The sequence below is a fragment of the uncultured Phocaeicola sp. genome (genome assembly GCF_948499155.1).
GTDB lineage: Bacteria > Bacteroidota > Bacteroidia > Bacteroidales > Bacteroidaceae > Phocaeicola > Phocaeicola faecalis.
On the sequence record NZ_CAOOSE010000009.1, the window covers coordinates 1 to 25,387 of the forward strand.

The following is a 25,387-nucleotide window of genomic DNA, read 5'->3' on the forward strand; positions in this document are numbered from 1 at the left end:
GAGTACGTTGGAAACGGAAAGTAGCAGCGAGTAAGCGCGGAATGTCACCTTGCATTGCAGACCATGCAGACCGACCACAGCCGACAAATGGCAGAAGTAGAGCGGAAGCACCGCAGGGAGATAGCGGACAAGGAAGCGAGGCGCAAGGAGGAAATATCGTTTCTGAAAACGGTAATCGCAAGGGTGGCGGCATGGTTTCCCTATTTCCATGAAATGCTCCGTATCGAAAACCTCAGCCGCCTTGTCGGGTTCAGCGACGGGCAGACGGCAACGCTCGTCAAGGGAAAGCTGTTGGAGTATGCAGGGGAACGCTATTCGGAAGAACACGGACGGAAATTCAAGACCGAAAAGGCTGGGGTTCAAGTACTGAAAGACCCGACGGACGGGATAAAATTAGTTCTTGCCATCGACCGAAAGCCCATTGCCAAGTGGTTCAAAGAGCAATTTGAGAAACTTCAGCAGAACATACACCGACCCATGCAGCCGCAAAGGAAAGGCAGGGAGATGAAGTTATAACCGTTTTATCTCGCTGGAAAACAATAAAAAAAGTGCTGTTCACCATTTCACATGAACGGCACTTTATGTATCTTTGCCTGTCGTTTTACATTTTTACAATCACAAATGTCTTATCAAATAATCGTGTAATAAAATCGTTTTTAATATGATTGAAACAGAACGCCTGATTTTAAGAGAAATACTGCCTTCGGATGCAGATGCCATGTTTGAACTCGACTCCGACCCTGAGGTACACAGATATCTCGGCAACGCCCCCGTGAAAAACAAGAAGAGGATTCTTGAAATAATAGATTTCATAAGAGGACAATATAATGCGTTTGGTATTGGGCGATGGGCTGTTGTTTTGAAGGAGAACAATAAATTTATTGGATGGGCAGGACTTAAATATGTAAATGAACCGATGAATGCTCTTCCTTGCTATTATGATTTGGGTTATAGATTTGCACGGAAATATTGGGGCAAAGGATATGCTACAGAAGCTTCTATTGCTTTGATGGATTATGCTTTCAATAAACTGAAGATTCCGTGTGTCTATGCCCTCATTGAAACCGACAACTTGAAATCAAGGCGTGTTTTAGAGAAAGTAGGATTCCACGAAGATAAGTCTATGACGATTGATGGTGTGCCTCATGTACAATTTAAAGCAATAAAACCAATATAAGGACGTGAACCATATTTATATGGAACATCATAATAAGAAATACGTTTATTGGTTGTGTGTCATCGTGATAGCAATGTTCGTTTTACCTTGTGTGGTAGCTCGCCTCGCATCAGAATGTAACGGCATGACATTGTGCATAATATTGTTCTTAGTCCTCAATCCGGTGTTATCGTATTGGGGACTTTTTGTAAAAAAAGCATCAAACAGATGTGGAGTTGATTTCAGCGGTGATGTTTTTTTTCTGGAATATGGCTGTCTTTCTAAATAAAGGAAATCTGTTTCCTGATATACCCCACACTCTATCTTGCTTTGGGTTGGAGTACGATGTCCGTAATTGAATATCTAAGTAGAACATGAATACGAAATTATGACTAAAGTGATCTTTTAGAATTGATAGGCAGAGTGAACTCCCCCTACGAGTCGTGAATAAAAGGCAACGAGATGATTTTATCGGGTATGAAATAAATATATTATAACACATTGGCACTTTGAGAAAAACATATTATATTTGCAAACAAGAGAGTTATTTGCTAGCATAGCAACACTGAAATTCGCACGCTTGCTAAATCGTTACCTCTATTTCTCAAATAATTAGCTAAAAGTTTATTCTTCAATCAGTTAAGTCAAACCGATAAAAATCAAAAATAGATTGTTCCCTACCAGCCATTATAAACCATGAGAATAAAAGAATATTCCACAAACGAACTGTTGATGATTGCCAATAATGTAACTAGAGAATATCCGGACAAGAAAGTCAGGCAAGCAAAACTAGAGCTGTACAACCGTGGCGTAACCGACAAGGTGATAGCCGACATCATGGAAGAAAAAGAAGAAGCCTTTATGAAAAGGCTAGATGCTGCCGCACGTGCGGAACAAGCGAGAATTGACAGGAATAATGAAAAGAACAGAAATGTCAGTTATCAATTATGGGAAATGCTGATAATGTTTATATTTGCACCGTTCTATTTATTTAAGCGGCATTATTCACCCAGTGAATGCTTTCCTAAACTGAGACAATTGAAAGAAGAAAAGTATGACCTGAAATTCAAACAGCGCATCGCATGTTTGCTTGCAGGAGATATAGCTTGGGTGGTTACCTATTGGTTTTATTACACCTTTATAGTAGATTAGAAAAATAAGTTTGTGATAATGAATTGGTATATATATTGGTTTATAGCGAGCAGCTATTTCGTCAAGCACCTATTTGGCTTCCTTACCAAAAGGGCACAAGGCGTCTCCCTCTACTTCGCGATACTTCTCACCCCTGCGTTCGCCCTCTACTCCATCCTGTTTATCGGGATAGACAGACTCTTGGGCACACGTATATATAATGAATATTATTGGGTGCTGGGATTGGTGGTCGCCGCATCGCACATTGTCCTGTTCTGCTTGAACACCAAACTGTCCTACCGCTGGGAAGATACATACCGGAAGTGCTGCACGGACCGGAAGAATATGATTTCGGTAGCTGTCTCGGTGGTAGCGGTGGTGGTGTGGATTGTTTTGTTGGCTAAATGGGTACATAAATGAAAAAAGGAATAAAAAAAACGGATAATTATTTTGAGCGTAACCGGAGAATCCGGCTAGCACGAAATTACAGGTACAACTTTATCGACTACCTCTATTATCAGGGAGAGCGATACAGTAAGAAATATCTCAGCAGTTCAGGCAATTGGTTAATAACACAGTATTGGATGGGGTTTGTTTTCTGGCCGCTTCTGCCTTTTTGGATGCCTCACTATACCGATATTCTGGGGAATATATTGGAAAAAATGAATTTAACGGATAATCTTCATCCGATAATGGGGATGTTGGTTCTTTTTCTTCCAATGCTCGCCGCAATATCACTTCCGTCCGGTCTATGGTGCTTGTTGAGATACAATAAAGACAGGGTGGCGGCTATAAAGCACCACTATCGTCAAAGTATATGGAAGGATGCAATCCCTATGTGGCTATTGTGGATGATTCCTCTTTTATTTGACATATTACTATTAGTGATATATCTAACGATGATAAAATAAGCCGGAGGAAACAATAACAGTGCAAAGCCTTAAGGAGATAATTTATAAATAATTGGTAACAACAATAGGATGAAATAGCCATGAAAGCAAAATTAAAATACCCGATATTCAGCTTTACCCCCAAAGGCAATATGATTTATGTGTTTTGGGAAGAGGAACTGCATCAAACGACCAATATCGACCTGCTGAAAAAAAAGAAGAACTATATCGTAGTCGATTCCACCGGGACTAAATACGTGGAAATAGGGGCGCACATGGTGAAATGGAAAGGCATAGCCGGATATTTCACCGGGATGCAGGGACGTGTGATTTCCATTGAATACGAGTACGAGGATTGCCCCGAACCTTTCTCCTTACGCCAACTGCAAGAAAGGATAGCGGAAAGATACCCTAAAACACGCTGGTTCAAAGAAGAATGTTGGGACAGCGTAAACGACTTCCGGCAAACGATTTTCGCCTGCAAGACCTTTGAAGAACTTGCCGAAGTGATGATGCCCCGTCCCCTGACGTTACGTGCCCGCATCGCCAGATGGCTGCATCCCACCCCACAGGAAAAGAAAATACGGATAAAAATGCTTATATTTTTGATTATTTACCTGACGGTATGCTACCTGATATTCGGGTGGCAAAACTAAGCAGGGAGAAAGAGCATGGGTAACAAAAAGAATATTAACAAGGTCAATCAAATAGTAGAATGCAGTTCCTCATTAAACCCAAACAGTTAAATGAAAAATAGTATTTTTTATGCACCTTCCCAAACATTCAGAAGTTTCCAAATTTACTTTGTATAACCTTTTTCGTGAATATGCTTGTATATTGTATGCAAACCGCGTAGTTTTGTGTAGCATTCTAATATAAAACAGTTTAGATATGATGAAATGGATAAAGAAAATCTTCGGTCTTGCCCGTCCCGAACAAATAACGATGGAGCAAATAGAGCAGCTTCCGCCTGTCAAACTATGCCGAAAATTCATAGACGGAGAATTGGAAAGCGATACCGAGTGTGAAATGTTTGATAGCATAATGTGTGCTGTGGAATTGCATGCCGAAGTCTTTAATGGCGGTTTCAACCAGTATTATTACAATTCGGGCGGTGACCGTTCCGAACGTGCCCGAAGCACCTTTGCCTTATTGGGCGCCGACCGGATAGCCGATGTGGTGAAGCGTGCCAACGAGTGCTACACCGCCCACGAGGACAATCTGGAAACTCAATGGGAAGACAGAACAAAGGAAAGTCTTTGCAACAGTTATAAGGAGAAGCTTTTCGATACGCTTGATGAGGAATATTATGCCTTGATGAAAAATGACAAACAGCTATACGGAATGATAGGCACTTACATCAAGCAACATCCGCAGGAGTTCCTGACAAGGCGGAAAAAATGTGACAATATTTGTGACGGACAGAGCAATTCCCTTGAAGAGCCTGACGGAATATTGGAGTATAAACGTGAATTTACCCTTTGGGAACGTATTCAGGATTGGTTCTATCGTATATTCCTGTCGGTGCTTGCACTCATGTTTCTCTTTGTTATAATCAAAAAAGTGTGGCTATGGATTGCAGGATAATTACTATATGATGGAAACGATCAAAGCATTTATAGGCATCTTTATGATGATATTCATTCATCTGATTCTTCCGCTTGCAGGGATAATAGTTTACATCCGACTGATACGAAAGATGCGGCGGGAAGGTGTGCCGCACATTCCGAGAGGTGCATTGCTTCTGTTGTTCATCATCTATGGCGGTGTGCTGATGGAGATACTGACCGGACTGTTTTGGGTTGCGTCCGGAATGTCAAGTCTGGGACTTCTATTCTTGATATTCGCCGCCCCTGTCCTTTGTGGCGCGATAGTCCGGCAGCAACGGAATAATACCGGGATATCCAAATACCACCGCACCATACGCCGCATGGCCTTGTGGTATTTGTGGGCCGAAGCAGCTTTGGCAGGTATCATGCTGATATTTATTATTGTATCTATGGTTCGGGCAGCCGTCAATGCCGGATAGAAGGAATAAAAAGACTAATATCTTATCCATAATAGAAATTTAGTGTAAATCTATACCACAAAAGTAAAATGATAAATCCTCACTTCACACAGGTTTTCCCTATTCATCGATAGGAATATCACTATATTTTCATACTTTTGTACCTAATATTAAACACGCACACCTTCTATGCGTCCATATAATGCTATAAATAATATTTGTCGAAGTATCTTCTTTCTCCTCTTCCTTTCTACAGTTGCCCTGCAAACAACATTTGCACAACTAAGATACAGAAATGCCGATGAGCCATCTCTACCGGAGAAATACTCCCTACTAATGCTAACGATACTTCCCAGTTCCACTACGCTAGCCCTCGATTTGGAATGTGAAAATTCAGGAAATGCTTCGGCACTGTTGAGATTCCTGATGTTTTTGTTCGGCAGGGTGCTTTCTCCTCTAACGGGAATGGGCAATACGCTTTGTACCACAGGGATGATATTTATCGTTTGTTGTGCCGGGGCGTGGATATGTACTAAGAAGGCGATACGATGATTAAAAAAAGAAAATGCAGAACGAAGTTTCTTCTGCGTTTTCATATCTTTGCCATGATAACTGGAAAAAATCAATAAGACAGAGAATAAAGTGCGAAACAAAATGAATATCAATTCAACTTTATGATAAGAAAATTAGCAAAAACAGAGTATCCCCAAGCTATCGAATTATCTCTTGCTGTATTTACTGAATGTGGCAAAGCAGATTAGGACGAGGAAGGGCTTGAAACGTTTAAAAGTTTCATCGGAAATGAACAATTAATGGATGAACTTACCATTTATGGCGCGTTCTGTAATAATGAACTCGTTGGCATTATGGGTAGCAAAAATGAAGGAAAACACATTTCGCTTTTCTTTATCAAACCGATATACCACCGCAGGGGTATCGGGCGAAAACTTTTTGATTATGCTTATACTCTGAACGGACTCAGCACTACAGAAATTACAGTCAACGCTTCCACTTATGCTGTTCCTTTTTATGAAAGTCTGGGATTTCAGCCAATCGGTGATGCTCAATGTTATCACGGTTTGACTAGCATCCCAATGAAGAAACGGAAACAACTCTAACAACCATGAATATAGAAGATTACAGAGCATATTGCCTCTCCATGAAAGGTGCGACCGAGTGTATGCCTTTTGATGAATTTACCTTAGTATATAAGGTGATGAACAAGATGATATCCTACGCTCCTCTCAACCCGAAAGAAGGCCGTTTTTGGGCAAACGTGAAATGCGATCCGGATAAATCCGCCGAACTGATGGAGCGCTATGAGGGTATCTGTTTCGGCCCTCATTCTGATAAAAAATATTGGATTACTATTCTGCTGGAAAGTGATGTTCCGGATGAACTAATCAAGGAATTAATCAATCATTCGGTAGATGAAGTCATCAAGAAATTGCCCAAAAAGAAACAGGAAGAATATCGGAATATGCATTAATTATCTCATTCTAAAAGATTATAGCTTAAAATTAGGAAAAGAGCTGCTTATCTTGTATTTTCGCGCCACCAAAAACGAAAAAATAAAAAGAGAATGGATGTAATCAAGACATGGTTCGAAGGATTTGAGAAAGGTGTGACCCGACTTTCTCCGGCAGAAAGAGAAAACTTCTTTTGCGAATGTGGAAAAAATTGTGTGCAGAATGGAGTTTTGCCCATTTACGAGCAACTGTATGAGGATGTCAAAGGTGACTTGGATGCTTTTTTCACTAAAGCCAACGAGTTTGACCAAGTACGAGGCGAAATTGTGGAACATGGAAAAAGTTACAACTTGTGTTTTACCGCCTGCGTCTGCCCGTTGCATCAATCGGGTTATGTCAATACTCCGTTGCTATGTGAATGTTCTCGCCAAAGTGTGCTTTACACCATGCATAAGTTGTGGAAAGATAAGAAATTTGAGGTGACGCTTTGCGGAACGGTATTGGGGGGAGATAATGAATGCAAACTCAATATCAAGGTGCTCGATACACCTGCCGCAACTTAATTATCAACCTATTCTGTCATTTACGATAATTGAAAAATGAAAACAATTCATATTCTTTACCTCGCTGTCTTCGGTCTGTTCATAGGCGGATGTTCTTCACAAAAATCCCGGAAGGAATCCTTTTCCGTGTCAACCAATCAGGAAACCCCGGCTAATCTGAATGTTTTAAAGAGCCATATAGAAACCATCATTAAGGATAAAAAAGCGACTGTAGGTGTGGCTGTCATACTGAATGGAAAAGACACGCTGACCATTAACAATACCGAAAAATATCCGATGATGAGTGTCTACAAATTTCATCAGGCGTTGGCTGTCTGCGATTATTTGGAGAAGAAAAATATTCCACTCACTACCCTGCTCCATTTGGACAAGAAGTTTTTTAAGCCCGATACTTACAGCCCTTTGCGCGATAAATATCCGCAGGGGGACTTGGACCTCTCGCTTGGTGAGTTGCTGACTTACACCCTGCAACTGAGCGATAATATAGCTTGTGACATCTTGTTCGATTACATTGGCGGAGTAAATGTGGTGGACGAATATATTCATTCTTTAGGCATAAAAGAGGTATCTATCACCACCACCGAAGATGAAATGCATCAAGACATGGAAGATTGTTACGAGAATTGGAGTACTCCCCTGGCCGCAGCTTCTCTTTTGGAAATATTTACAACTAATGATTCTTTGCGAAATGAATATACTGATTTTGTGAAGCGCACCATGATAGAATGTCAAACCGGAAAAGACCGGTTGGTTGCCCCATTGTCCGAAAACGGTATTATCATCGGCCACAAAACGGGAACTTCCGACAAAAACTCTCGCGGTGAATATATCGGTACAAATGATATAGGCTTCGTTACTTTACCCGATGGTACGCGGTACACTATTGCCGTATTCGTCAAAAATTCTCAGGAAGAGATGGACGCGAATGCCAAAATAATTGCTGATATATCGGCAGCCGTCTATCAGTTTGTTTGCCAAAAACTTCCTGCTCCTTCTTCTGAAAAAAAACTATCACTAACTAATAAAACAGGTAACAATGAAAACTAAAAATTATCTTTTGGCACTATTCGCGCTATCTTTAGCATCATGCACTGTCTATCAAGTGCCTGTTAACGAATTTGCCCAACAAATTGAGAACAGCCACATCGAAAAGCGAAAAATAGAAGTTGGTAGTGGCGGTCTTGTTTCGTGGTGGGCTGCCGACAGTTTATATACAAACGGTTTGCACACACTGAAATGTTATGATAAAAAGGGTAATGCGAAAGAGATAGAAGTGACTCCTGGAACGGTTGTCAGGTTCACCACCAATGACGGCAAACATGCCACTTATTACTTCGATTCTGTCATTTGGGGTGATACGGCAGTTACCGGAACGACTTCGCGCATCCTGAATATGCAGAAAATTATCGCAAAGAATGAGATTAAGAAAATAGAAATTGATAACAACAGAAAATCAGGACGATATAAATAAGTAAGAAATACGTTTCTAAAGATAATTAAGAAAGATGGGGGCTTCAATTACAAAAATAGCAGATAACAAGAAACGTTATTTGGATTTACTGCTACTTGGAGATGAACAGGAAAGCATGATAGACCGCTATTTGGAGCGTGGCGAAATGTTTGTCCTCGAAGATGATGGAGTCAAGGCCGTCTGTGTGGTTACAGGCGAGAGCCGGGAAGTCTGCGAACTGAAAAACATAGCTGTCACTCCCACTGCACAACGGCAGGGATATGGCAGAAAACTGATAAATTATTTGATAAATCATTATTCCGGCCAGTACACACAAATGATAGTGGGAACCGGAGAAGTACCGAGTGCCATTGCGTTTTATGAGAATTGCGGATTTGAATATTCGCATCGCATAGTGGGCTTTTTCACTCAAAATTACGACCATCCTATCATTGACAATGGAGTTTTACTAAAGGATATGATTTACTTAAAACGCAAGATATAAAGCTACCCCATCGGCTTTTTTACCTATTCTCCCGATACTGTTTGGGAGACAGTCCTACCTCTCTTTTAAAGTAAATCCTATCTGCATGGCTTTCACACAGGCTATCATACAGGGATAAATGAAAGAAATCCTTTACAATCATATTTTCTCTGTGGAAAATATGATGACCGAGTTCATCCTGCTTGAACACGGGCACGGATGGAATAGTTTGTGAATGCAAAGTAAAGGATGTTAGGGAGTAACAAAGAAGGAAAGGCGGCGAGAGGAATTCTCCCTTTATGGGTTTTTCGGATTTTTATTTCTATTATGGGTATGGAATATACATTCGGTCGACAACAAACAGATAACATTAACAATGATAAGTTGTACATCATTGTGCTCTCATGCTCTCACCCTATATATAACAAGCTAATTATAAATGACTTATGTGATGATGGTAAAAAATGTTAGCTCTCACTTGTACTCTCATGCTCTCACTACATTTTGAAGCATATTCCTGCATAATACGCTTTCCATCAGCTATATAGCCTTTTTTACAGGCTGTTCCGGCTTGATATAGAGTAGGGTGTTTTCAGACGTTTTCATTATAAAAAGTGCGCATAAAGCATGGAATATAACAGCTGACGAAATCTTGGCGGCAGTAAAGAACAAGACGTTTTCAAAAAACCTCGTTATCTTTTCAAAAAAGCTCCTTATCTTTTTAAAAAAGCTCTTGCTCTTTTTTTTAAATGTCCTTGTCTTTTGGGTGTACACTTCACACATACGTACGCATGAGCCGATACGTACGTCCGCGTAGGCCTACACGTATATACGCATAAGCCCACACGTACGTCCGCATAAGCCTACACATATATATGTGTGTCAAATCCCTAATATTCTTGGTGAAGAAGAACTGAATATATTTTCTTATTCAAAAAAATAATGTACCTTTGCGGCATGTTAAAAACTCAACTATCGGATTTGGTGTTGTAAACAATCTGTTCTGATACAACAGATTGTCCTTTAGTTTGCTCTCGGATAAATCTTTTCGAGAGTGATTCCTTTATTACTATAATTTAAAATTTTAATCCGCATATAAGTGATGAGGATATTGCTATACCCACACGTATATGCTAAATACATTACGATAATGAATAACGATAACAATACAATTCTAGGATTCGACGTTAATTTAATTTGTGAATATTTTCTAAGTACAGAACGACAAGGCCCCGGAAGTCCCGAAGTAACCCTTAAAGCGCTGAGTTTTATAGATAACCTTACGGATAAATCCCTTATTGCCGACCTCGGTTGCGGAACGGGTGGCCAAACAATGGTATTGGCACAACATGCGCCGGGAAGCATTACAGGCATCGACTTTTTTCCAGGATTCATTGACCGCTTCAACAGCAATGCCGAAAAACTGCATCTTCAAGATAGAGTAAAAGGGATTGTCGGTTCTATGGACGACCTTTCTTTTAAGGAAGAATCTTTGGACTTAATTTGGTCTGAAGGAGCTATTTATAATATCGGTTTTGAACGGGGAGTGAACGAGTGGCGTAAATATTTGAAAACAGGCGGATATATTGCTGTTACCGAAAGTGTTTGGTTTACCGAAGAGCGTCTGGCGGAGATTCATGATTTCTGGATGAGCGTTTATACGGAAATAGATACGATTCCAAACAAAGTAGCCCAGATACAAAAAGCAGGCTATGTTCCCGTTGCTACGTTTATTCTTCCGGAAAATTGCTGGACAAAACATTATTTTGCTCCACAAGCTAAAGCAGAAGAAATTTTCCTTAAAAAGCATGTGGGAAACAAAACTGCCGAAGAACTGGTGGCATCCAATCATCATGAAGCCGAACTGTACAGCAAGTATAAAGAGTATTACGGTTATGCTTTTTTCATTGCAAAAAAGATAAAGTAATGATTGGTTCAAGCGGAAAACATGACTTTTTCGGCTTTGGAATACGAAAAACGTAAAAGTTAATAAACGAAGCGTAAAGCGTTTAGGTAGAGGTTGTATCAAAAATCCGATACCACTATTCTATAGTTTGTCATTCTGAGTAATATAAAGAATCCGTAAATGGAAAAAACAGATTCTTCACTAACAAAATGACAATATAATGGAATAGTTTAGTAATGATACAACCTCTCTTTTTTCTCATTTATGTAAAATTAGCAAGATTGAACAATGCTTTATCACCACGAATTGCGTACTTTTGCTTCCACAAATAGACAGTAAATACTTTTTTGTGGTATGGAATGGCTATTTGAAATACACCCTAAAACAAGAATCATGGAAGAAAAATATATAACATTAGATAAAAGCAACATTGATAATGAACATATCTGTTGCGCATTTTCTGATAAGAAATGCCAAGAGGGTTACGCCTTGAAAAAAGAGTGGTTGAAAAGAGAGTTTGACAATGGATATGTTTTCAGACGACTGGATGCGAGGGCTAAAGTTTTTCTGGAATATGTTCCGGCAGAGAAGGCTTGGATTCCTGTAGATGCTCCCAATTACTTAATGCTGAACTGTTTCTGGGTATCAGGACAATATAAGGAAAAAGGGCACGGGAAGGCTTTGTTGCAATCAGCCATTGATGATGCCAAATCTCAAGGTAAATACGGCCTGGCAACGGTAGCGGGTATAAAAAAGCTCCACTTTATGAGTGATACAAAATGGTTGCTGAAACAAGGCTTTGAAATTGTGGAAAAATTATCAAATGGTTTTGCGCTGCTTGTGCTGAAATTTGATGATGCCTGTCCCACTCCTTCATTTAAAGAATGTGTGAAGAGTGGAGAATGCCTGGAGAAAAACGGACTGGTAGCTTATTATACCCATCGTTGTCCGTATACGGATTATTATGTAAACGGCTCTCTATGTACATTGGCACAGGAACATAAGATTCCGTTGAAAATTATAAAAATTGGAACAATGGAAGAAGCACAGTCATCGCCTACACCTGCTACAATATTTTCTTTATTTTACAATGGGAAATTTATCACGACAGATCTCAGTGTATGCACGGATAAACAATTTGAAAAGATGCTGAGTAATGTATTAGTAAACATTGACAAATAAATTTAAGAATAAAATGAAGAAAAAAAATGATTATTCGTTTAATAACTTCAAATGAAAATACAGTTGGATGATACATGAAAAACCTAATGAAACGTGCCATACCGCTTTATACATTCTATAAGAATAAATACGGAAGCGAACTATTGATAGATATCGTGGAGTTGAAAGATATAAAGAAATTTATAGCCGGAAAGCAGGCTCATACCTTGTCTTATTATGACATTACTTTCATAACCGAAGGAGAAGGGGCCTTCAGCATTGGCAACCAAACGCATCATGCCGTTCCCAAGGACGTTTTTTTCTCCAAACCGGGAGAAATCCGGAACTGGGATATTCATCATATAGACAATGGCTTTGCCTTGATTTTTGAAGATGAATTTCTCTCTTCTTTTTTCAAAGATTCGCTGTTCGTGCAGCATCTCGCCTTTTTCAAGCCCGGTACCACCTCTGCCAAACTTCACTTGTCCGAAGCGCTTTATGTCCGTTTTCTTTCACTTCTCCAAAATATCAAAAAAGAAATAGACGCGTATCAGTCCAATGACGTGCATGTGCTTAGGGCGTTGCTCTACGAAGCACTCATGTTGCTCAACCGCGCTTATCAATCTCTTCCGGCAGATGACAAACAAAACGAAACCGGGAATCCCTACATAGGGCGTTTCATCCGGCTGGTCGATGAATATGCAGAATGCGAACATTCCGTACAGTTTTATGCGGAACAGCTTTGCATCACTCCTAATTATCTGAATGAGCTGGTCAGTACGACATTGAATATCAGCGTCAAACAATATATAAGAAATAAAATAATGGAACGAGCCAAGAATCTGCTCGTTTATACCCGGCAACCGATATCCGAGATAGCAGAAACGCTCCACTTCTCTACAGTTTCTTATTTTGTCCGCAGTTTTCGTCAGCATACGGGCACGACTCCCCTGCTCTATCGCATGGGACATCAACCATGAAAAGTGACATTTCATCCTTGGTTTTTATGCCTGTGCATCTCGCCTGTTTCTCTATCTTTGCAGGCAGTTATTAACCCATAAATAAAACAAAAAAGATGAGAGATGCAGAAAAAACAGTAGGCAATATTGTTGACAAGCAGAGTGTTTCCTTTGTTGGTTCCATAGACGCAAACGGTTTTCCCAATATGAAGGCCATGTTGCAGCCCCGAAGACGGGAAGGTATCAGGACGTTCTATTTCACTACAAATACGTCTTCCATGCGTGTGGCCCAGTATCGGAACAACCATCATGCTTGTATCTATTTTTATGACAAACGTTTCTTTCGCGGAGTGATGCTTATCGGCACGATGGAAGTGTTGACAGATAGGGCTTCGCGTGAGTTGATTTGGCAAGAAGGTGACACGATGTACTATCCCAGTGGAGTGACAGACCCCGATTATTGTGTTTTACGTTTCACGGCTGTTTCGGGCAGGTATTACAGTAATTTTAAATCGGAAGATTTTAAGGTGAAAGAATAAAATAATCCATTGCAGGTGGGATAGGTCATTTTCCAGGGGATGCTTCAAAACTCCGATAGTGCTATCAATTATTTTGTCATTCTGAGCAAAAGCGAAGAATCTGTACACACAAAGTGATTGAAAACAGATCCTTCACTAACGTTCCCTTAGACAAAAGGATAGAGCTATCGGCCTTTTTGGACAGCCCCTTGCTTTTTAATACATAAATTTCAGCAAAAGTAACGATTATCAAACAAGAAGCACACAAAAGGACAGAAAAAAGTGACATTATTCCGCTAAAACTTGCGGTAAATCTTCCGAGTCTGTTCAGGAGTACGCGCATTCAGATAAATTTGCAGACCGGACTTGTCCGTTATCTTAATGTAAGGTGCTTCGTCCGAAGATAGGAAAAGAAGACACTTCCCACCATCCCGCAGTTTGAACCAGCCTTTGCGGACATTGCCGGCAGCCAGTCCGTTCATTCGATAAGTGATGGCCGGAAGGGTATCGGAAAGAGTAATACTTTTCAATTCTTCCAAGTTTAGCGTAGTGCCATACATGCCGGTTATCACCATCCGGTTTTGCGCTATCTTTACATCTGCCGGAAACATTCCGTAGAAAATAGGCAGTAAACCAATTGCCACAATCACACTCGCAATAAGCATACTCTTCTTATTTCTTTTAGCCGAAGTAGAATTGTGGTCGTACTTCCGTTGTTTTATCAACATATAAGAGACAGAAATGAGCGGGACAAACAAGGGTACGAACGAGGCTGCCGTCGGCCAACCCATCCGCAGGAAAAGATAATAGCACACTGCAACCATTATGCCCATAACTATAAGACATCGGGACATGAAAAGGGATAAGCCTTTTATATCCACATTCTCTTTTTCTTTGCGTGACATTGTATTGTATCCCGCAATCATATTAGGATAACGCTTCACCAAGAAACCGATACCCATTAAAGGAAGGGTAATAAATATCAGTATGAATTTCATAGCATTTCTTTTTTGATAGGGTTTGTGGCTAAAGATAGAAAACTTTATCCAAAGAACAGCGCATGGAGGCGGTAAAAAGACCTCATTAAAAAAGGAGCGCATGGAAAAAGTTTTTTTTAATTTCTTTTTGCTCTGTCTTCCTGAACGAAGTGAAGGATCTATAAATATAAAGTGGATGTACACAGATTCTTCACTTCGTTCCCTTAGACAAAATAATAGAACATTTTAGTTTTGACCCTGCTTATTGATATACATCAGAAATCTCTTTCAATAACCGGTTCAGGCTTCTGATATCAATTCCCAAATAGGAAGCCATATCTGCTTTTGACAGCTTCAATCCTTGCCTTTTTTCTATCGTAAGCAATTTCGTCAACGCATATTTTATGGGATATAACTGTTGATACACAGCCCGGCTGCTTGTATTAATCATTCTTTCTGCCATTTCGGACAACAATATCCGGCAAAATTGAAAGTTTGTATCGCAAAGGTGATTAAAGAAAGAAGCCGGGAAACAGTAAACCTGTACGTCGGACATAGCTTCTACCGTATTGAAACAAGGCGATTTTCGGAGTGCCTCTGCTTCCCCGACTATTTCGCCCTCGCCAAAAAACTCAAAGGTGTAGCTTTTTCCATTTTCTTCATCATGGTAGCATTTGGCGATTCCCGCTTTTATAATGAAAACTTTATAATACGTTTCACCTTGTTTATATAGAAGTTCGCCTTTTGCGAATTTTCTACATACGATATTACTTTCCGTCTGTTTTTCATACAGGCTTTCGATGAAAGATAAAAGTAGCGTATTGGTGCGTAGCATAATTTTTTTATACGGTTAGGACATTTGTCCTTTTATAGAGTTGATTTTCTAGATATCTTTGTCGCCAAAGATAATAAAAGTAACCGAAAATGGACCTTGATATAAACGATAAAATAAATGTAATAGCATTCGATGCGGATGATACATTGTGGAGGGAACTTGATAATTATGAGCTTTTTGAACATACCTATTGCTGCATTTTGAAGCAATATTATTCCGAGGAACAGGCCATGCGGATGTTGCAGGAAACAGAGAAGAGAAATATCCCTTTTTATGGTTATGGGCTGAAGAGTGTCATGCTGAGTATGGTTGAAACGTTGTGCAACGCGAACAATAATGTTGTCAATCCCCACTGCATAAAAAAGATAATCGAGTTTGGGCAAACCTTGATGAAACAACCGGTTGAACTGCTGGCAGGGGTTGAGGAAGTCTTGCAACAGTTAAGTGGAAATTACAAGTTGGCATTGGCTACGAAAGGAGATTTGCTGGACCAACAGAGGAAAGTTGAAAAATCAGGTTTGCAGCATCTCTTTTCACATATAGAAATCATGAGTTATAAAAATAAAGATGAGTATAAACAATTGTGTGAAAAATTAGATTGCTCTCCGGAAAACTTCCTGATGGTAGGCAATTCTCTTAAATCAGATATTTTACCTGTTATAGAACTTGGGGGGTATGCCGTTCATATTCCTTATCACATAACATGGGTAGAGGAACGTTATGACGAAAAGTTTACGCATCCCCGTTTGTTTCAACTATCCGATATAAAAGAGGTGTTAACTATTTTGTAATATCAAGCAAAGCTTTCATGGGAATGTGTTAAAACTGAATTACCGCCGCCAAGTTGAAAGACGCCTATCTCGGTATCGGGGACGTTTACCCGATAGTGTCGGTTCTTTTCTCAGAAGCAGAAAGGTAAAGACGTTGAAGCCCTGCAAGTCCAAATACAGACATATAGCCATTTATTTCACTGAAAAACAATAAAAAGTGCCGTTCATCATTCCACATGAACGGCACTTTTAGTGATTTTGTATATTAAATTAAATCTACCACAACCCGGTTTCCGTTGTTTTAGAACATTCCAACTCCAATAATCCTTTTTTTGCATCGAGACCTCCTCCGTACCCCGTGAGTTTATGATTGCTGCCGATTACCCGGTGGCAGGGAACAAAGATAGAGATAGGATTGGTGGCATTGGCCGATGCGACTGCACGCACAGCCTTCGGGTTATGGATGCGGCGGGCAAGCTCGCCATAAGAGATGGTCGTTCCATAAGGTATTTTCATCAGCTCTTCCCATACGGTGCGTTGAAATTCCGAGCCGGTAAAGACAACGGGAATGTCGAATATCTTACGATGTCCGGCAAAATATTCTTCGAGTTCCCCGATTGCCCGTTCGATGATGTCGGAAGTTCCTTCTTCGTACCTCGCATTCAGATGTCGCTGTATGCGGCGGTCTATCGTACTTCGCCGTTTCTCCACCGCCCAGTCGCAAATACACAGCTTGTTGCCGTAAGAACCGACAAGCATCTCGCCCACGGGCGATTGATACCGTGTAATCTTTATAGTTTCCATATTGTTCTGTTTATTGTTATAATATTCTTTCATACATATTTTACATGGCCTGTATCCGGCTTGTAAGGCTTCCTCAAGCGTATCATAAAACACAATGTTCTTTTCCAGAGGTTTTGCCTAATGCAAGCCACTTTTTTGAATGTAATACCGAATTGCTGAAATTCGCACGTTTGCTAAATCGTTACCCTGTTTCTCGAATGCTCCGCTAAAAGTTTATTTCTCAGACGGTTGTATCAACCCGATGAAAATCTAAAATAATAGCATCCTTTAGTTTTTGATATGCCTTCAGCCGAAATAGTTAGAATTAAATGTATTATTATCCATAGGGGAATTGAAGAAAATCTTAGTATGCTTAATCTTCCATACCTAAAATCTTTTTTATCATTGGTCGAAAATTATCTCCCCAACTTTCAAGCTGTCCGATGATGGGAATCAACGTTTTTCCCATTTCCGTAATGGAATATTCTGTATGAGGCGGAAGCTCGGAAAATATCTTCTTTTCTATCATCCCATGCATTTCCAGTTCTTTCAATTGCTGATTGATAACGCGAGGACTGGCATCATCAAAGTGGCGATGTAATTCGCTTGGACGTTTGGGACCGTTGTTCAATTCCTGTATAATGCAACTTTTCCATTTTCCGCCAATCACTTCCATAGCAATTTTCACTCCACAATCAATATCAAAAGGTATTTTCTTTTCGTACATAGAACATCGTTTTTTTGCAAATGTAGCAATATTGGCATAAAATAGAAATTTCAGCAGAATACTATTTCATTTATAGGGATAAATTTACTCAGTATATGAATAATTTCTCCCTACTTGTGCAATTGCTTACGACCGGCTAACTTTGCCGGAAATAAAACGAAATAATATGAAGAAATACCTATTATTAGCAATATTATGTTTGGCATGTGTTTCTAATTATGAGCAAAAAAACAGATCAACAACTAAAAATAAAACGATGGAAAATAAAGTATCAACTATTCGCTTAATCTACCCTCAATGGCAAGGTGGAATGGTAGACCATTGGATGCCGGACATTCCGGCGGAAGATGCATCAAGAGGATATTATCTGGGTGCTCAATTGCTCAATTTCCTTGCTCCGGAAAGTTCTCAGGAAACAATAGAAATACCGGTTTCACTAGACATAAACGACCGGCAAACAGACAAAGGGGTCAGTGCGCGAAGGGTTATCCTGAAACAAACTAAAGCAGCATTGGAAAAGCTCCGTGAAACCAATCCTGAGAAGATTGTAACTTTAGGTGGAGAATGCTCGGTAAGTGTAGTTCCATTTACCTTTCTGGCTGGAAAATATCCTGATGATGTTGCTATTGTCTGGATTGACGCTCACCCTGATGTGAATTTGCCATACGATAATTATAAAGGTTATCATGCGATGGCATTAACAGCGTGCCTGGGAATGGGTGATGAAGAAATTATTCGTACTTTACCCGGACGCTATGATGCCTCGAGAGCATTGATTGTCGGTGTCCGTTCATGGGACGACGGGATGAAAGAGCGTCAGAAAGAATTAGGAATAAAAGGGTTGTCACCGGAAGAGGTTGCCGAAGATAGTTCTGCTATCTTGGAATGGTTAAAAAGTACGGGAGTCTCAAAAGTGGTTATACATTTTGACCTGGATGTGTTGGATCCGGCTGAAATCATTGCAGGAGTAGGAGTTGAACCCGATGGAATGAAAATAAATGAAGCAGTCCGGGTGATTAATGATATTGCCTCAGAATATGATTTAATAGGACTCACCGTAGCTGAACCTATGCCTCGTGTTGCTATTAAAATCAGAAATATGCTCAATCAATTACCTCTAATAAAATAGACATAAATTCTCCGAAAACTTCCGTTAAATTGAATCAATTATCAGTCGTTCGAAACGAAAGTTTTCGGAGAAATATAGAACCTGTTTAAATTTCCATCAGTATTGTCATACTAAGGAAACAAAATGAAAATTCTGAAAGCTGTTTACCGTTTCTTTGCGGTGCTCAGAAAGACACAGGCAAATGGTTTCCCCAATCAAATTTTTAACAGACTCTAAATAGGATTCTGATATATCGCAAACAAAGTAGAATCGAATTATCTTATAAGTCCATTTTTATGAAAATCATAAAACTCCTCAATCTTCTCCGGTGTATCGACTTTTAAAAGCAATAATAACTCACGAGTGAATTCCAAATATCCTGTCCCATTGGCTGTGACAATATTCTTATCACTTACGGCTTGTTTTTCTATGTATCCGGCATCATTTGTATAACTCTCTCCTGCCCACTGTTTAAGATATGGAAGAGTATTACTGGTATGTTTCACCTCATTAAGAAAACCATGTGCACCCATAAAACAAGATGCATTACAGATAGCACCTACGATTTTTCGCTGCTTCAAAGCATCTTGTACTAAGGGAGCCACTTGTTCCGCTTCCGGTGAATTCCACTGCATACCGCCTATCAAGATTAATGCGGCATAATCAATAGGCATTGTTTTAAAACTATAATCAGGGGTAACACGAAAACTACCCAGTGAATGCACTTCTTCTAAAGTAGGGGCTACAGTTTTTGTGACATATTTTATTTCACTACCCGGCATTAAACCGGCGTTTAGCGCACTGGAAAGGAAAGCAGCTTCCCAATCAGCGTAATCATTCAATAAGATAAATAAGACTTCTTGTTTCATATTATTATTCTCCATCATACAATGCAAAATATTTCCAAAGCGGAGCAGCCATCAATGCCTGTTTCACTTCATCATTCACTAATAATGTTTTTACTTCTTCCCGGCTGAGTAAATGCATACTTAAATCTTCCGTATCTTCCAAATGCTGAGTCGATATGGGTTCCACATCTGTAGCCAGATAACAATGAGTCATATTAGTCATGGTGCTGGCATTACCGGAAATTGTCATTAGTTTGCTCCAGCTTCCATTGCCATAACCGGTTTCTTCATATAGTTCACGTTGGGCGGAAACAAGCGGCTCCTCTCCTGCCTCACATACTCCGGCACATATTTCATATCGGGTTTCCCGAATCCCATGACGATATTGGCGAACCATCACAAATTGCCCTTCGCAAGTAATGGCAATGACATTTACCCAATCAGGGTATTCCAAAATATAATACTCAGGGATTTCTACTCCCGTAGGAAGTTTCACCCGGTCCCGGCGTGCAGTTAGCCAAGGGCGCTTAATGAGGTATTCACTTTCTATAACCTTCCACTTTCTATCATCTTTTTCCATAAGGATTGTTTTTTGTTTGGACGAGGAACAAAGATACTATCTTTGAAAGTTAGAACAACTATAAAATAGGAGTTTTTATTCACCTATTTCCAACTTATAAATCTTACCTTTGCTTTCGATAATAATACTGTCATCATAACACATAAATTATGGAAAACCATATCAGCAAAAATTCCTTCCGGCAATTGGGTCTGTACTTGTTTTACTACCCTTCCATTTTGGCAATATCCTTTTCAAAATGAAAAGGGGACAATAGCAGAAATAAAATAAACAATTGATTCATAGGTGGTTCCTATTCTGGCACACAATTTGTCTTTCTCTCAGATAAGAGATAATATGCAATAAAGATAAAATGGAAAAAGAAGAAAACGTAAAACACTTTTTGGATTTAATCAAGCGTTCAAGACGTGGAAAGTTCAAAATCTACATTGGGATGATAGCCGGTGTAGGAAAGAGTTACCGAATGCTGCAAGAAGCACATGAAATGCAGGAAAATGGTGTTGACGTCCAAATCGGTTATATAGAAACACATGGAAGAGCCGGAACGGAAGCTTTATTGGAAGAGTTGGCAATTATTCCTCGCAAAAAAGTATTTTATAAAGGAAAAGAGATTGAAGAAATGGATTTGGACTCTATCCTCCGGTTACATCCCGAATTGGTCATTGTAGATGAATTAGCACATACCAATATAGAAGGCAGTCGCAATGAAAAACGTTGGCAGGATGTTATGGAACTGTTGGACGCAGGAATTAATATCATTTCTGCTGTCAATATCCAACACATCGAAAGCCTGAATGAAGAAGTGAAAGGAATTGCCGGAATAGAAGTTAAAGAGCGTATTCCTGACAAAGTATTGCAAGAAGCTGATGAAGTGGTAAATATTGACCTTACTGCCGAAGAATTAATCAACCGTCTGAAAGCCGGAAAAATATACCGTCCTGAAAAAATAGAACTGGCATTGAATAACTTTTTCAAGACTGAGAATATCCTTCAGTTACGCGAATTAGCCCTTAAGGAAGTCGCTTTCAGAGTTGAGAAAAAAGTGGAAAATGAAATCGTTTCTATTGACAAAGGAGTGCGTCATGAAAAGTTTCTTGCCTGTATCAGTAGCAATGAGAAAACACCACGACATATTATCCGTAAAGCAGCACGGTTGGCTTCTCGCTATAGTACTGTATTCTTTGCCCTTTATGTGCAAACGCCGGTGGAAAGCACAGAACGCATTGACCTTGCCAGTCAGCGACATTTATTAAATCATTTTAAATTGGTTACAGAACTGGGAGGTGAAGTACTACAAGTGGCGTCTGCGAATATTTTAGATGAAATTATAAAAGCTTGCCAAGAGAAGCAGATTACAACAATATGCATGGGGCAACCGGCATTTAAAATGCCTTCTACCCTATTCTGTATTTCGAAATACAAAAAATTTCTAGCATCTTTGGCACAGATGGATATAGATTTGATTATACTTGCATAAAAAATAAAGTCTATGAATATAAAAACAAAACTTACCCTTATTATCGGCATACTGGTAGCTATGATTGTATTATTGGTTGTCCTGTCAGTAGTGAATCTACAAATATTGACAGCAACAGACCCTGATAGTCCTGCTGCCGGCCCGGGATTGCAAAGAGCATTATTATGGATTTCCATTGTAGGGGCAGCATGTATTTGCGTAGGTATCGGTATATGGTTGCGCCTTCCCGCATCCATCAATAAACCTATTAAAGAAATAACAAACGGTATTCAGGAAATAGCAAATCATAATTACGGAAAGCGCCTTGACTTAAATGACAACCAAGAATTTGCTGAAGTATCAAAGAACTTCAACCGAATGGCTAAACGGCTGGAGGAATATCATGCCAGTACTCTTTCTGAGATGATGGCCGCTAAAAAATACATGGAAACTATTATTAACAGTATCAATGAACCCATCATTGGCTTGAATAACGAAATGGAAATTCTTTTCATCAATGATGAAGCCTTAAATGTACTCAACTTGAAAAGAGAGGATGTGATAAGACGTTCAGCTCAAGAAATCTCGATGCGTAATGACTTACTCCGCAGATTGGTTCGCGAACTAATAGATATCCCGTCACAGCAAACAGTAGATGACAAAAGTAAAAAAGAACCATTGAAAATATATGCTGACGATAAAGAAAGTTTCTTTCAAGTAAAATATATAAGTATCACTCAACCCAGTAAAGACGATATGATACTAGAAAAAAGAGGATACGTCATTATGCTAAAAAATATAACGGAATTCAAAGAACTCGATTCCGCAAAGACTACTTTTATCTCTACCATTTCGCATGAACTCAAAACGCCTATATCAGCCATCATGATGAGTCTCCAGTTATTGGAAGATAAACGCGTAGGTACACTGAACAACGAACAGGAAGATTTGGCAAGTAGCATAAAAGAAAATAGTGAACGTCTGCTGAGTATCACCGGAGAACTACTGAATATGACCCAGGTAGAATCAGGGAAATTACAACTTAAACCGAAAATAACCAAACCTATTGAATTAATAGAATATGCCATTAAAGCCAATCGCGTACAAGCAGAGAAATTCAATATCCAGATAGAAGTAGAATATCCGGAAGATAAAGTAGGCAAATTATTTATCGACAGTGAAAAGATTGCATGGGTTCTGACTAATTTGCTTTCCAATGCTATCCGCTACTCACCGGAAAATGGACATGTAGTAATCGGCGCCCATCAAACCGATGACAATTACATTGAAATGTATGTGCAGGATTTCGGGAAAGGAATAGATCCGCGTTATCATAAAAGTATCTTTGATCATTATTTCCGCGTCCCCGGAACAAAAGTACAAGGAAGCGGTTTGGGACTTTCCATTTCCCGTGACTTTGTGGAAGCACATAATGGAACATTGACCGTACAGAGTGAATTAGGTAAAGGCAGTAAATTTATCATGCGGCTAAAAGCTTGATATGATATCTTCTAATATAATATGGAGGATTGTCCTCTAAAAAAGAAAAAGACATCCTCCATACTAGCATATTTACCAACTACCTTTTATATTACTGCTATTGATAATTACTCAATTCTATGTACTGTTATGTCATGAAAATCCTGCAATAAAGTCAGTAACATACCTTCATCATTGTATTTTTTAGACTTTATTACCATCGTGACATAGTAAGTGGTCAGTTCACCCACAGTTTTTTCTTCCAGCTGATAAGACACTATATTATAATCTTTTGAATTGAACTTTTTTGCCATTTTATTCAATGTTTCCTTGTTGTCTGTTGAAAACTCAACCATGGAACTCTTCATACCGATACTCTTAAAAAGATAGCTCAATGCCTCCAAACCTATTAGAGTAAGAATAGTGGCCGAGATTCCCAGCCAATACATTCCGGCTCCTACTGCCAATCCGATACCTGACGTAGCCCATATACCGGCAGCCGTTGTCAATCCACGCACAATCTGTTTCTGAAAAATGATAGTTCCGGCACCAATAAAACCGATACCGCTCACCACTTGTGCAGCCACACGGCTTGGATCTAAATCTATCCCCTCTATCTTTATAACTTCCATAAATCCATATTGCGAAACAATCATTATTAGTGCACTTCCCAGTGACACAAGAAAATGAGTGCGATAACCAGCTTCTTTGGCACGATATTCCCTATCCAATCCGATAACAGCGCCAAGTGCTCCTGCTACAAACAGCCTTAAAATAAAATCCCATGTCATACTCATATTTTTATCCTCCGCTTTTTATATATCATTCATCTTCCATTAGTTCGGGCAAATGCAGCATCTTCTGGCTATCCTCTGCCGGAAGTGCTTCCACTTGTCTTAGCTTGCGTTCAATAGCTCGGGTACGTTTGCCCATCACCTCTTCCAGTTGGTCGCCGGCACTCTGCAAATTTTTCTGAACCTTCTCCAACAGGCCACCAAACTTGCCGAACTCCGTTTTAACGGCTCCAAGCACATTCCATACTTCACTTGTACGTTTCTGAATAGCCAATGTACGGAATCCCATTTGCAGACTGTTAAGAATAGCTCCTAATGTAGTTGGTCCCGTTACTACAATCTTAAACTCCTTTTGCAATGTCTCTACCAATGCTGTCCGGCGAATCACTTCCGCATAAATGTTTTCAAATGGCAAAAACATGATGGCAAAATCTGTTGTAAATGGCGGATCTACATATTTGTCATGAATATCTTTTGCCATTTTCTTTATCGTTATTTCCAATTGTCGTGAAGAAGTATCTATTAATGCAGTATCACCGGCTTCGTAAGCATCTTGGTACTGTTCATAGATATCCTTTGGAAATTTGGCATCAACCGGTAAATAGACAACTTCATTACTATCCTCTTTCCCGGGTAATTTAATGGCGAATTCAACAAATTCTGTAGCGTTCTTTTTAGTTTTTACATTGGCTTCATACTGTTCAGGACTCAGCATTTGGTCAAGTAAAGCCCCTAATTGCACCTCTCCGAAGGTGCCACGTGTTTTTACATTACTTAATACTTTCTTTAATCCGCCCACATCTTGCGCCAGACTTTTCATCTCTCCTAGCCCTTTCTGTACATTTTCCAGCTGAGTACGAACAATTTCGAATGACTGGCCGATTCGTTCATTCAATGTCTTCTGCAGTTTTTCTTCCACCATTATACGCATATCATCCAATCGTTTTTCCGTACTCTTTATGAGCGCGTCTTGCTGTTTTCCCATTGCTTCAAACTTTTCCCGTTGCATTTCATTGCTTGTGAGCAAATTTTTATGCAAGGTATCTTGCATTTGTCCAACAGAAAAATTTAAAGTCTGGTTCAGTTCCGAACGAAGTTCACGGATGCTACGCCCCAGCTCTTCTCTATTTGCTTTCATTTCTTCGTGAAGCAATGATTCTAAACGTTCCGTTTGCAAACGGTTATTTTTAGTAAGTGTAACTACCAAATTGGCAATCAGCAATATGAGGACAATTATTATTAAAATCAGTTCCATAATTCTTGTTATTTATAGCAAATGTAGCAAATAATAAACGATATTTCTTATATTTGTCTCAAAATTCACCTTAAGCACTT

General features: G+C 39.5%; 29 protein-coding genes and 3 pseudogenes. 22 read left to right on the plus strand and 10 right to left on the minus strand.

Going from position 1 to position 25,387, the window contains the following annotated elements:
• Positions 1 to 54: 54 nt before the first annotated feature.
• From QYT14_RS08490 to QYT14_RS08525, 8 genes and pseudogenes are all read left to right on the plus strand, one after another.
• Positions 55 to 516: pseudogene (locus QYT14_RS08490) on the plus strand (mobilization protein); the annotation flags it as partial.
• 145 nt (positions 517 to 661) lie between these two features.
• Positions 662 to 1,177: a GNAT family N-acetyltransferase gene (locus QYT14_RS08495; protein ID WP_237037727.1), complete on the plus strand. Its 516-nt coding sequence runs from the start codon at positions 662 to 664 to the stop codon at positions 1,175 to 1,177.
• A gap of 675 nt (positions 1,178 to 1,852) precedes the next feature.
• Complete coding sequence (locus QYT14_RS08500; protein ID WP_288324512.1) at positions 1,853 to 2,308, plus strand: transcription initiation factor IID; 456 nt, start codon at positions 1,853 to 1,855, stop codon at positions 2,306 to 2,308.
• A gap of 18 nt (positions 2,309 to 2,326) precedes the next feature.
• Positions 2,327 to 2,707 carry a hypothetical protein gene (locus QYT14_RS08505; protein ID WP_288324511.1) on the plus strand — a complete coding sequence of 127 codons (381 nt, stop codon included), beginning with the start codon at positions 2,327 to 2,329 and terminating at the stop codon, positions 2,705 to 2,707.
• A complete protein-coding gene (locus QYT14_RS08510) occupies positions 2,704 to 3,198 on the plus strand; it encodes a hypothetical protein (protein ID WP_288324510.1) in 495 nt (164 codons plus the stop codon). Before QYT14_RS08505 ends, QYT14_RS08510 begins: the two co-directional genes overlap by 4 nt.
• An 80-nt stretch (positions 3,199 to 3,278) precedes the next feature.
• Positions 3,279 to 3,833, plus strand: coding sequence for a hypothetical protein (locus QYT14_RS08515; protein ID WP_288324509.1), 555 nt, complete (start codon positions 3,279 to 3,281; stop codon positions 3,831 to 3,833).
• A 235-nt stretch (positions 3,834 to 4,068) separates the two neighbouring features.
• Positions 4,069 to 4,764 carry a DUF4375 domain-containing protein gene (locus QYT14_RS08520; protein WP_288324508.1) on the plus strand — a complete coding sequence of 232 codons (696 nt, stop codon included), beginning with the start codon at positions 4,069 to 4,071 and terminating at the stop codon, positions 4,762 to 4,764.
• Positions 4,765 to 4,771: 7 nt separating this feature from the next.
• Complete coding sequence (locus tag QYT14_RS08525) at positions 4,772 to 5,206, plus strand: hypothetical protein (RefSeq protein ID WP_288324507.1); 435 nt, start codon at positions 4,772 to 4,774, stop codon at positions 5,204 to 5,206.
• A gap of 149 nt (positions 5,207 to 5,355) precedes the next feature.
• Here the strand turns inward: QYT14_RS08525 and QYT14_RS08530 are convergent, their stop codons facing one another.
• Positions 5,356 to 5,781, minus strand: a complete 426-nt coding sequence (locus QYT14_RS08530) for a hypothetical protein (RefSeq protein WP_288324506.1) — start codon at positions 5,779 to 5,781, stop codon at positions 5,356 to 5,358.
• A gap of 180 nt (positions 5,782 to 5,961) precedes the next feature.
• On the opposite strand from QYT14_RS08530, the pseudogene QYT14_RS08535 reads away from it, so the two are divergent.
• The 10 genes and pseudogenes from QYT14_RS08535 to QYT14_RS08580 form a co-directional block, all read left to right on the plus strand.
• Positions 5,962 to 6,303, plus strand: a pseudogene (locus QYT14_RS08535) (GNAT family N-acetyltransferase); the annotation flags it as partial.
• A 5-nt stretch (positions 6,304 to 6,308) separates the two neighbouring features.
• Positions 6,309 to 6,674, plus strand: a complete 366-nt coding sequence (locus tag QYT14_RS08540; RefSeq protein ID WP_288324505.1) for an MmcQ/YjbR family DNA-binding protein — start codon at positions 6,309 to 6,311, stop codon at positions 6,672 to 6,674.
• Positions 6,675 to 6,767: 93 nt separating this feature from the next.
• Positions 6,768 to 7,217, plus strand: a complete 450-nt coding sequence (locus QYT14_RS08545) for a hypothetical protein (RefSeq protein ID WP_237037738.1) — start codon at positions 6,768 to 6,770, stop codon at positions 7,215 to 7,217.
• 36 nt (positions 7,218 to 7,253) lie between these two features.
• The gene (gene bla, locus QYT14_RS08550; protein WP_288324504.1) at positions 7,254 to 8,264 is read left to right on the plus strand and encodes a class A beta-lactamase, subclass A2; all 1,011 of its coding nucleotides are present in this window, start codon (positions 7,254 to 7,256) and stop codon (positions 8,262 to 8,264) included.
• Positions 8,254 to 8,688, plus strand: coding sequence for a hypothetical protein (locus tag QYT14_RS08555; RefSeq protein WP_288324503.1), 435 nt, complete (start codon positions 8,254 to 8,256; stop codon positions 8,686 to 8,688). The genes bla and QYT14_RS08555 overlap by 11 nt, the downstream gene beginning before the upstream one ends.
• Before the next feature lie 34 nt (positions 8,689 to 8,722).
• Positions 8,723 to 9,172, plus strand: a complete 450-nt coding sequence (locus tag QYT14_RS08560) for a GNAT family N-acetyltransferase (RefSeq protein WP_288324502.1) — start codon at positions 8,723 to 8,725, stop codon at positions 9,170 to 9,172.
• 1,129 nt (positions 9,173 to 10,301) lie between these two features.
• Positions 10,302 to 11,078 carry a class I SAM-dependent methyltransferase gene (locus QYT14_RS08565; RefSeq protein WP_288324501.1) on the plus strand — a complete coding sequence of 259 codons (777 nt, stop codon included), beginning with the start codon at positions 10,302 to 10,304 and terminating at the stop codon, positions 11,076 to 11,078.
• A 372-nt stretch (positions 11,079 to 11,450) separates the two neighbouring features.
• Positions 11,451 to 12,239: an N-acetyltransferase gene (locus tag QYT14_RS08570; RefSeq protein WP_288324500.1), complete on the plus strand. Its 789-nt coding sequence runs from the start codon at positions 11,451 to 11,453 to the stop codon at positions 12,237 to 12,239.
• Between the two features lie 86 nt (positions 12,240 to 12,325).
• On the plus strand, positions 12,326 to 13,198 hold the full coding sequence (locus tag QYT14_RS08575; protein ID WP_288324520.1) for an AraC family transcriptional regulator: 873 nt from the start codon (positions 12,326 to 12,328) through the stop codon (positions 13,196 to 13,198).
• Between the two features lie 95 nt (positions 13,199 to 13,293).
• Positions 13,294 to 13,716: a pyridoxamine 5'-phosphate oxidase family protein gene (locus tag QYT14_RS08580; protein ID WP_288324499.1), complete on the plus strand. Its 423-nt coding sequence runs from the start codon at positions 13,294 to 13,296 to the stop codon at positions 13,714 to 13,716.
• A 275-nt stretch (positions 13,717 to 13,991) separates the two neighbouring features.
• Here QYT14_RS08580 and QYT14_RS08585 read toward each other — a convergent pair whose 3' ends face one another.
• Positions 13,992 to 14,693 carry a DUF3784 domain-containing protein gene (locus tag QYT14_RS08585; RefSeq protein WP_288324497.1) on the minus strand — a complete coding sequence of 234 codons (702 nt, stop codon included), beginning with the start codon at positions 14,691 to 14,693 and terminating at the stop codon, positions 13,992 to 13,994.
• 241 nt (positions 14,694 to 14,934) lie between these two features.
• Positions 14,935 to 15,507 (minus strand): Crp/Fnr family transcriptional regulator, encoded by a 573-nt coding sequence (locus QYT14_RS08590; protein WP_288324496.1) that lies wholly within the window; start codon positions 15,505 to 15,507, stop codon positions 14,935 to 14,937.
• 89 nt (positions 15,508 to 15,596) lie between these two features.
• Here QYT14_RS08590 and QYT14_RS08595 point away from each other — a divergent pair, with 89 nt between their 5' ends.
• Positions 15,597 to 16,298 (plus strand): HAD hydrolase-like protein, encoded by a 702-nt coding sequence (locus QYT14_RS08595; RefSeq protein ID WP_347280224.1) that lies wholly within the window; start codon positions 15,597 to 15,599, stop codon positions 16,296 to 16,298.
• Positions 16,299 to 16,553: 255 nt separating this feature from the next.
• Here the strand turns inward: QYT14_RS08595 and QYT14_RS08600 are convergent, their stop codons facing one another.
• The 3 genes and pseudogenes from QYT14_RS08600 to QYT14_RS08610 form a co-directional block, all read right to left on the minus strand.
• On the minus strand, positions 16,554 to 17,081 hold the full coding sequence (locus tag QYT14_RS08600; protein WP_288324494.1) for a methylated-DNA--[protein]-cysteine S-methyltransferase: 528 nt from the start codon (positions 17,079 to 17,081) through the stop codon (positions 16,554 to 16,556).
• A gap of 42 nt (positions 17,082 to 17,123) precedes the next feature.
• A pseudogene (locus QYT14_RS08605) lies at positions 17,124 to 17,189 on the minus strand (Ada metal-binding domain-containing protein); the annotation flags it as partial.
• A gap of 244 nt (positions 17,190 to 17,433) precedes the next feature.
• On the minus strand, positions 17,434 to 17,787 hold the full coding sequence (locus QYT14_RS08610) for a helix-turn-helix domain-containing protein (protein WP_288324493.1): 354 nt from the start codon (positions 17,785 to 17,787) through the stop codon (positions 17,434 to 17,436).
• Between the two features lie 256 nt (positions 17,788 to 18,043).
• Here QYT14_RS08610 and QYT14_RS08615 point away from each other — a divergent pair, with 256 nt between their 5' ends.
• Positions 18,044 to 18,916 carry an arginase family protein gene (locus tag QYT14_RS08615; protein ID WP_288324492.1) on the plus strand — a complete coding sequence of 291 codons (873 nt, stop codon included), beginning with the start codon at positions 18,044 to 18,046 and terminating at the stop codon, positions 18,914 to 18,916.
• A 254-nt stretch (positions 18,917 to 19,170) separates the two neighbouring features.
• Here the strand turns inward: QYT14_RS08615 and QYT14_RS08620 are convergent, their stop codons facing one another.
• Positions 19,171 to 19,764, minus strand: coding sequence for a type 1 glutamine amidotransferase family protein (locus tag QYT14_RS08620; protein ID WP_288324491.1), 594 nt, complete (start codon positions 19,762 to 19,764; stop codon positions 19,171 to 19,173).
• Between the two features lie 4 nt (positions 19,765 to 19,768).
• On the minus strand, positions 19,769 to 20,323 hold the full coding sequence (locus QYT14_RS08625) for an NUDIX hydrolase (RefSeq protein ID WP_288324490.1): 555 nt from the start codon (positions 20,321 to 20,323) through the stop codon (positions 19,769 to 19,771).
• 352 nt (positions 20,324 to 20,675) lie between these two features.
• On the opposite strand from QYT14_RS08625, the gene QYT14_RS08630 reads away from it, so the two are divergent.
• Both QYT14_RS08630 and QYT14_RS08635 read left to right on the plus strand, forming a co-directional pair.
• A complete protein-coding gene (locus QYT14_RS08630) occupies positions 20,676 to 21,800 on the plus strand; it encodes a sensor protein KdpD (RefSeq protein ID WP_288324489.1) in 1,125 nt (374 codons plus the stop codon).
• A gap of 12 nt (positions 21,801 to 21,812) precedes the next feature.
• The gene (locus QYT14_RS08635) at positions 21,813 to 23,279 is read left to right on the plus strand and encodes an ATP-binding protein (protein ID WP_288324488.1); all 1,467 of its coding nucleotides are present in this window, start codon (positions 21,813 to 21,815) and stop codon (positions 23,277 to 23,279) included.
• A gap of 107 nt (positions 23,280 to 23,386) precedes the next feature.
• On the opposite strand, the gene QYT14_RS08640 is transcribed toward QYT14_RS08635, so the two are convergent.
• Positions 23,387 to 24,055 carry an MgtC/SapB family protein gene (locus tag QYT14_RS08640; protein ID WP_237037756.1) on the minus strand — a complete coding sequence of 223 codons (669 nt, stop codon included), beginning with the start codon at positions 24,053 to 24,055 and terminating at the stop codon, positions 23,387 to 23,389.
• A 25-nt stretch (positions 24,056 to 24,080) separates the two neighbouring features.
• Positions 24,081 to 25,307 (minus strand): DNA recombination protein RmuC, encoded by a 1,227-nt coding sequence (gene rmuC, locus QYT14_RS08645; protein ID WP_288324487.1) that lies wholly within the window; start codon positions 25,305 to 25,307, stop codon positions 24,081 to 24,083.
• Between the last annotated feature and the right edge of the window lie 80 nt (positions 25,308 to 25,387).

Excerpts from the sequence above, each read along its gene's own strand:
- QYT14_RS08620 (WP_288324491.1), bottom strand. The coding sequence starts at position 19,764 with ATGAAACAAGAAGTCTTATTTATCTTATTGAATGATTACGCTGATTGG.
- QYT14_RS08555 (WP_288324503.1), top strand. The coding sequence starts at position 8,254 with ATGAAAACTAAAAATTATCTTTTGGCACTATTCGCGCTATCTTTAGCA.
- QYT14_RS08625 (WP_288324490.1), bottom strand. The coding sequence starts at position 20,323 with ATGGAAAAAGATGATAGAAAGTGGAAGGTTATAGAAAGTGAATACCTC.
- bla (WP_288324504.1), top strand. The coding sequence starts at position 7,254 with ATGAAAACAATTCATATTCTTTACCTCGCTGTCTTCGGTCTGTTCATA.
- QYT14_RS08570 (WP_288324500.1), top strand. The coding sequence starts at position 11,451 with ATGGAAGAAAAATATATAACATTAGATAAAAGCAACATTGATAATGAA.
- QYT14_RS08505 (WP_288324511.1), top strand. The coding sequence starts at position 2,327 with ATGAATTGGTATATATATTGGTTTATAGCGAGCAGCTATTTCGTCAAG.
- QYT14_RS08575 (WP_288324520.1), top strand. The coding sequence starts at position 12,326 with ATGAAACGTGCCATACCGCTTTATACATTCTATAAGAATAAATACGGA.
- QYT14_RS08520 (WP_288324508.1), top strand. The coding sequence starts at position 4,069 with ATGATGAAATGGATAAAGAAAATCTTCGGTCTTGCCCGTCCCGAACAA.
- QYT14_RS08510 (WP_288324510.1), top strand. The coding sequence starts at position 2,704 with ATGAAAAAAGGAATAAAAAAAACGGATAATTATTTTGAGCGTAACCGG.
- QYT14_RS08590 (WP_288324496.1), bottom strand. The coding sequence starts at position 15,507 with ATGCTACGCACCAATACGCTACTTTTATCTTTCATCGAAAGCCTGTAT.
- QYT14_RS08565 (WP_288324501.1), top strand. The coding sequence starts at position 10,302 with ATGAATAACGATAACAATACAATTCTAGGATTCGACGTTAATTTAATT.
- QYT14_RS08585 (WP_288324497.1), bottom strand. The coding sequence starts at position 14,693 with ATGAAATTCATACTGATATTTATTACCCTTCCTTTAATGGGTATCGGT.
- QYT14_RS08610 (WP_288324493.1), bottom strand. The coding sequence starts at position 17,787 with ATGTACGAAAAGAAAATACCTTTTGATATTGATTGTGGAGTGAAAATT.
- QYT14_RS08630 (WP_288324489.1), top strand. The coding sequence starts at position 20,676 with ATGGAAAAAGAAGAAAACGTAAAACACTTTTTGGATTTAATCAAGCGT.
- QYT14_RS08640 (WP_237037756.1), bottom strand. The coding sequence starts at position 24,055 with ATGAGTATGACATGGGATTTTATTTTAAGGCTGTTTGTAGCAGGAGCA.
- QYT14_RS08530 (WP_288324506.1), bottom strand. The coding sequence starts at position 5,781 with ATGAAAACGCAGAAGAAACTTCGTTCTGCATTTTCTTTTTTTAATCAT.
- QYT14_RS08595 (WP_347280224.1), top strand. The coding sequence starts at position 15,597 with ATGGACCTTGATATAAACGATAAAATAAATGTAATAGCATTCGATGCG.
- QYT14_RS08515 (WP_288324509.1), top strand. The coding sequence starts at position 3,279 with ATGAAAGCAAAATTAAAATACCCGATATTCAGCTTTACCCCCAAAGGC.
- QYT14_RS08600 (WP_288324494.1), bottom strand. The coding sequence starts at position 17,081 with ATGGAAACTATAAAGATTACACGGTATCAATCGCCCGTGGGCGAGATG.
- rmuC (WP_288324487.1), bottom strand. The coding sequence starts at position 25,307 with ATGGAACTGATTTTAATAATAATTGTCCTCATATTGCTGATTGCCAAT.
- QYT14_RS08500 (WP_288324512.1), top strand. The coding sequence starts at position 1,853 with ATGAGAATAAAAGAATATTCCACAAACGAACTGTTGATGATTGCCAAT.
- QYT14_RS08615 (WP_288324492.1), top strand. The coding sequence starts at position 18,044 with ATGGAAAATAAAGTATCAACTATTCGCTTAATCTACCCTCAATGGCAA.
- QYT14_RS08560 (WP_288324502.1), top strand. The coding sequence starts at position 8,723 with ATGGGGGCTTCAATTACAAAAATAGCAGATAACAAGAAACGTTATTTG.
- QYT14_RS08495 (WP_237037727.1), top strand. The coding sequence starts at position 662 with ATGATTGAAACAGAACGCCTGATTTTAAGAGAAATACTGCCTTCGGAT.
- QYT14_RS08635 (WP_288324488.1), top strand. The coding sequence starts at position 21,813 with ATGAATATAAAAACAAAACTTACCCTTATTATCGGCATACTGGTAGCT.
- QYT14_RS08525 (WP_288324507.1), top strand. The coding sequence starts at position 4,772 with ATGATGGAAACGATCAAAGCATTTATAGGCATCTTTATGATGATATTC.
- QYT14_RS08540 (WP_288324505.1), top strand. The coding sequence starts at position 6,309 with ATGAATATAGAAGATTACAGAGCATATTGCCTCTCCATGAAAGGTGCG.
- QYT14_RS08580 (WP_288324499.1), top strand. The coding sequence starts at position 13,294 with ATGAGAGATGCAGAAAAAACAGTAGGCAATATTGTTGACAAGCAGAGT.
- QYT14_RS08545 (WP_237037738.1), top strand. The coding sequence starts at position 6,768 with ATGGATGTAATCAAGACATGGTTCGAAGGATTTGAGAAAGGTGTGACC.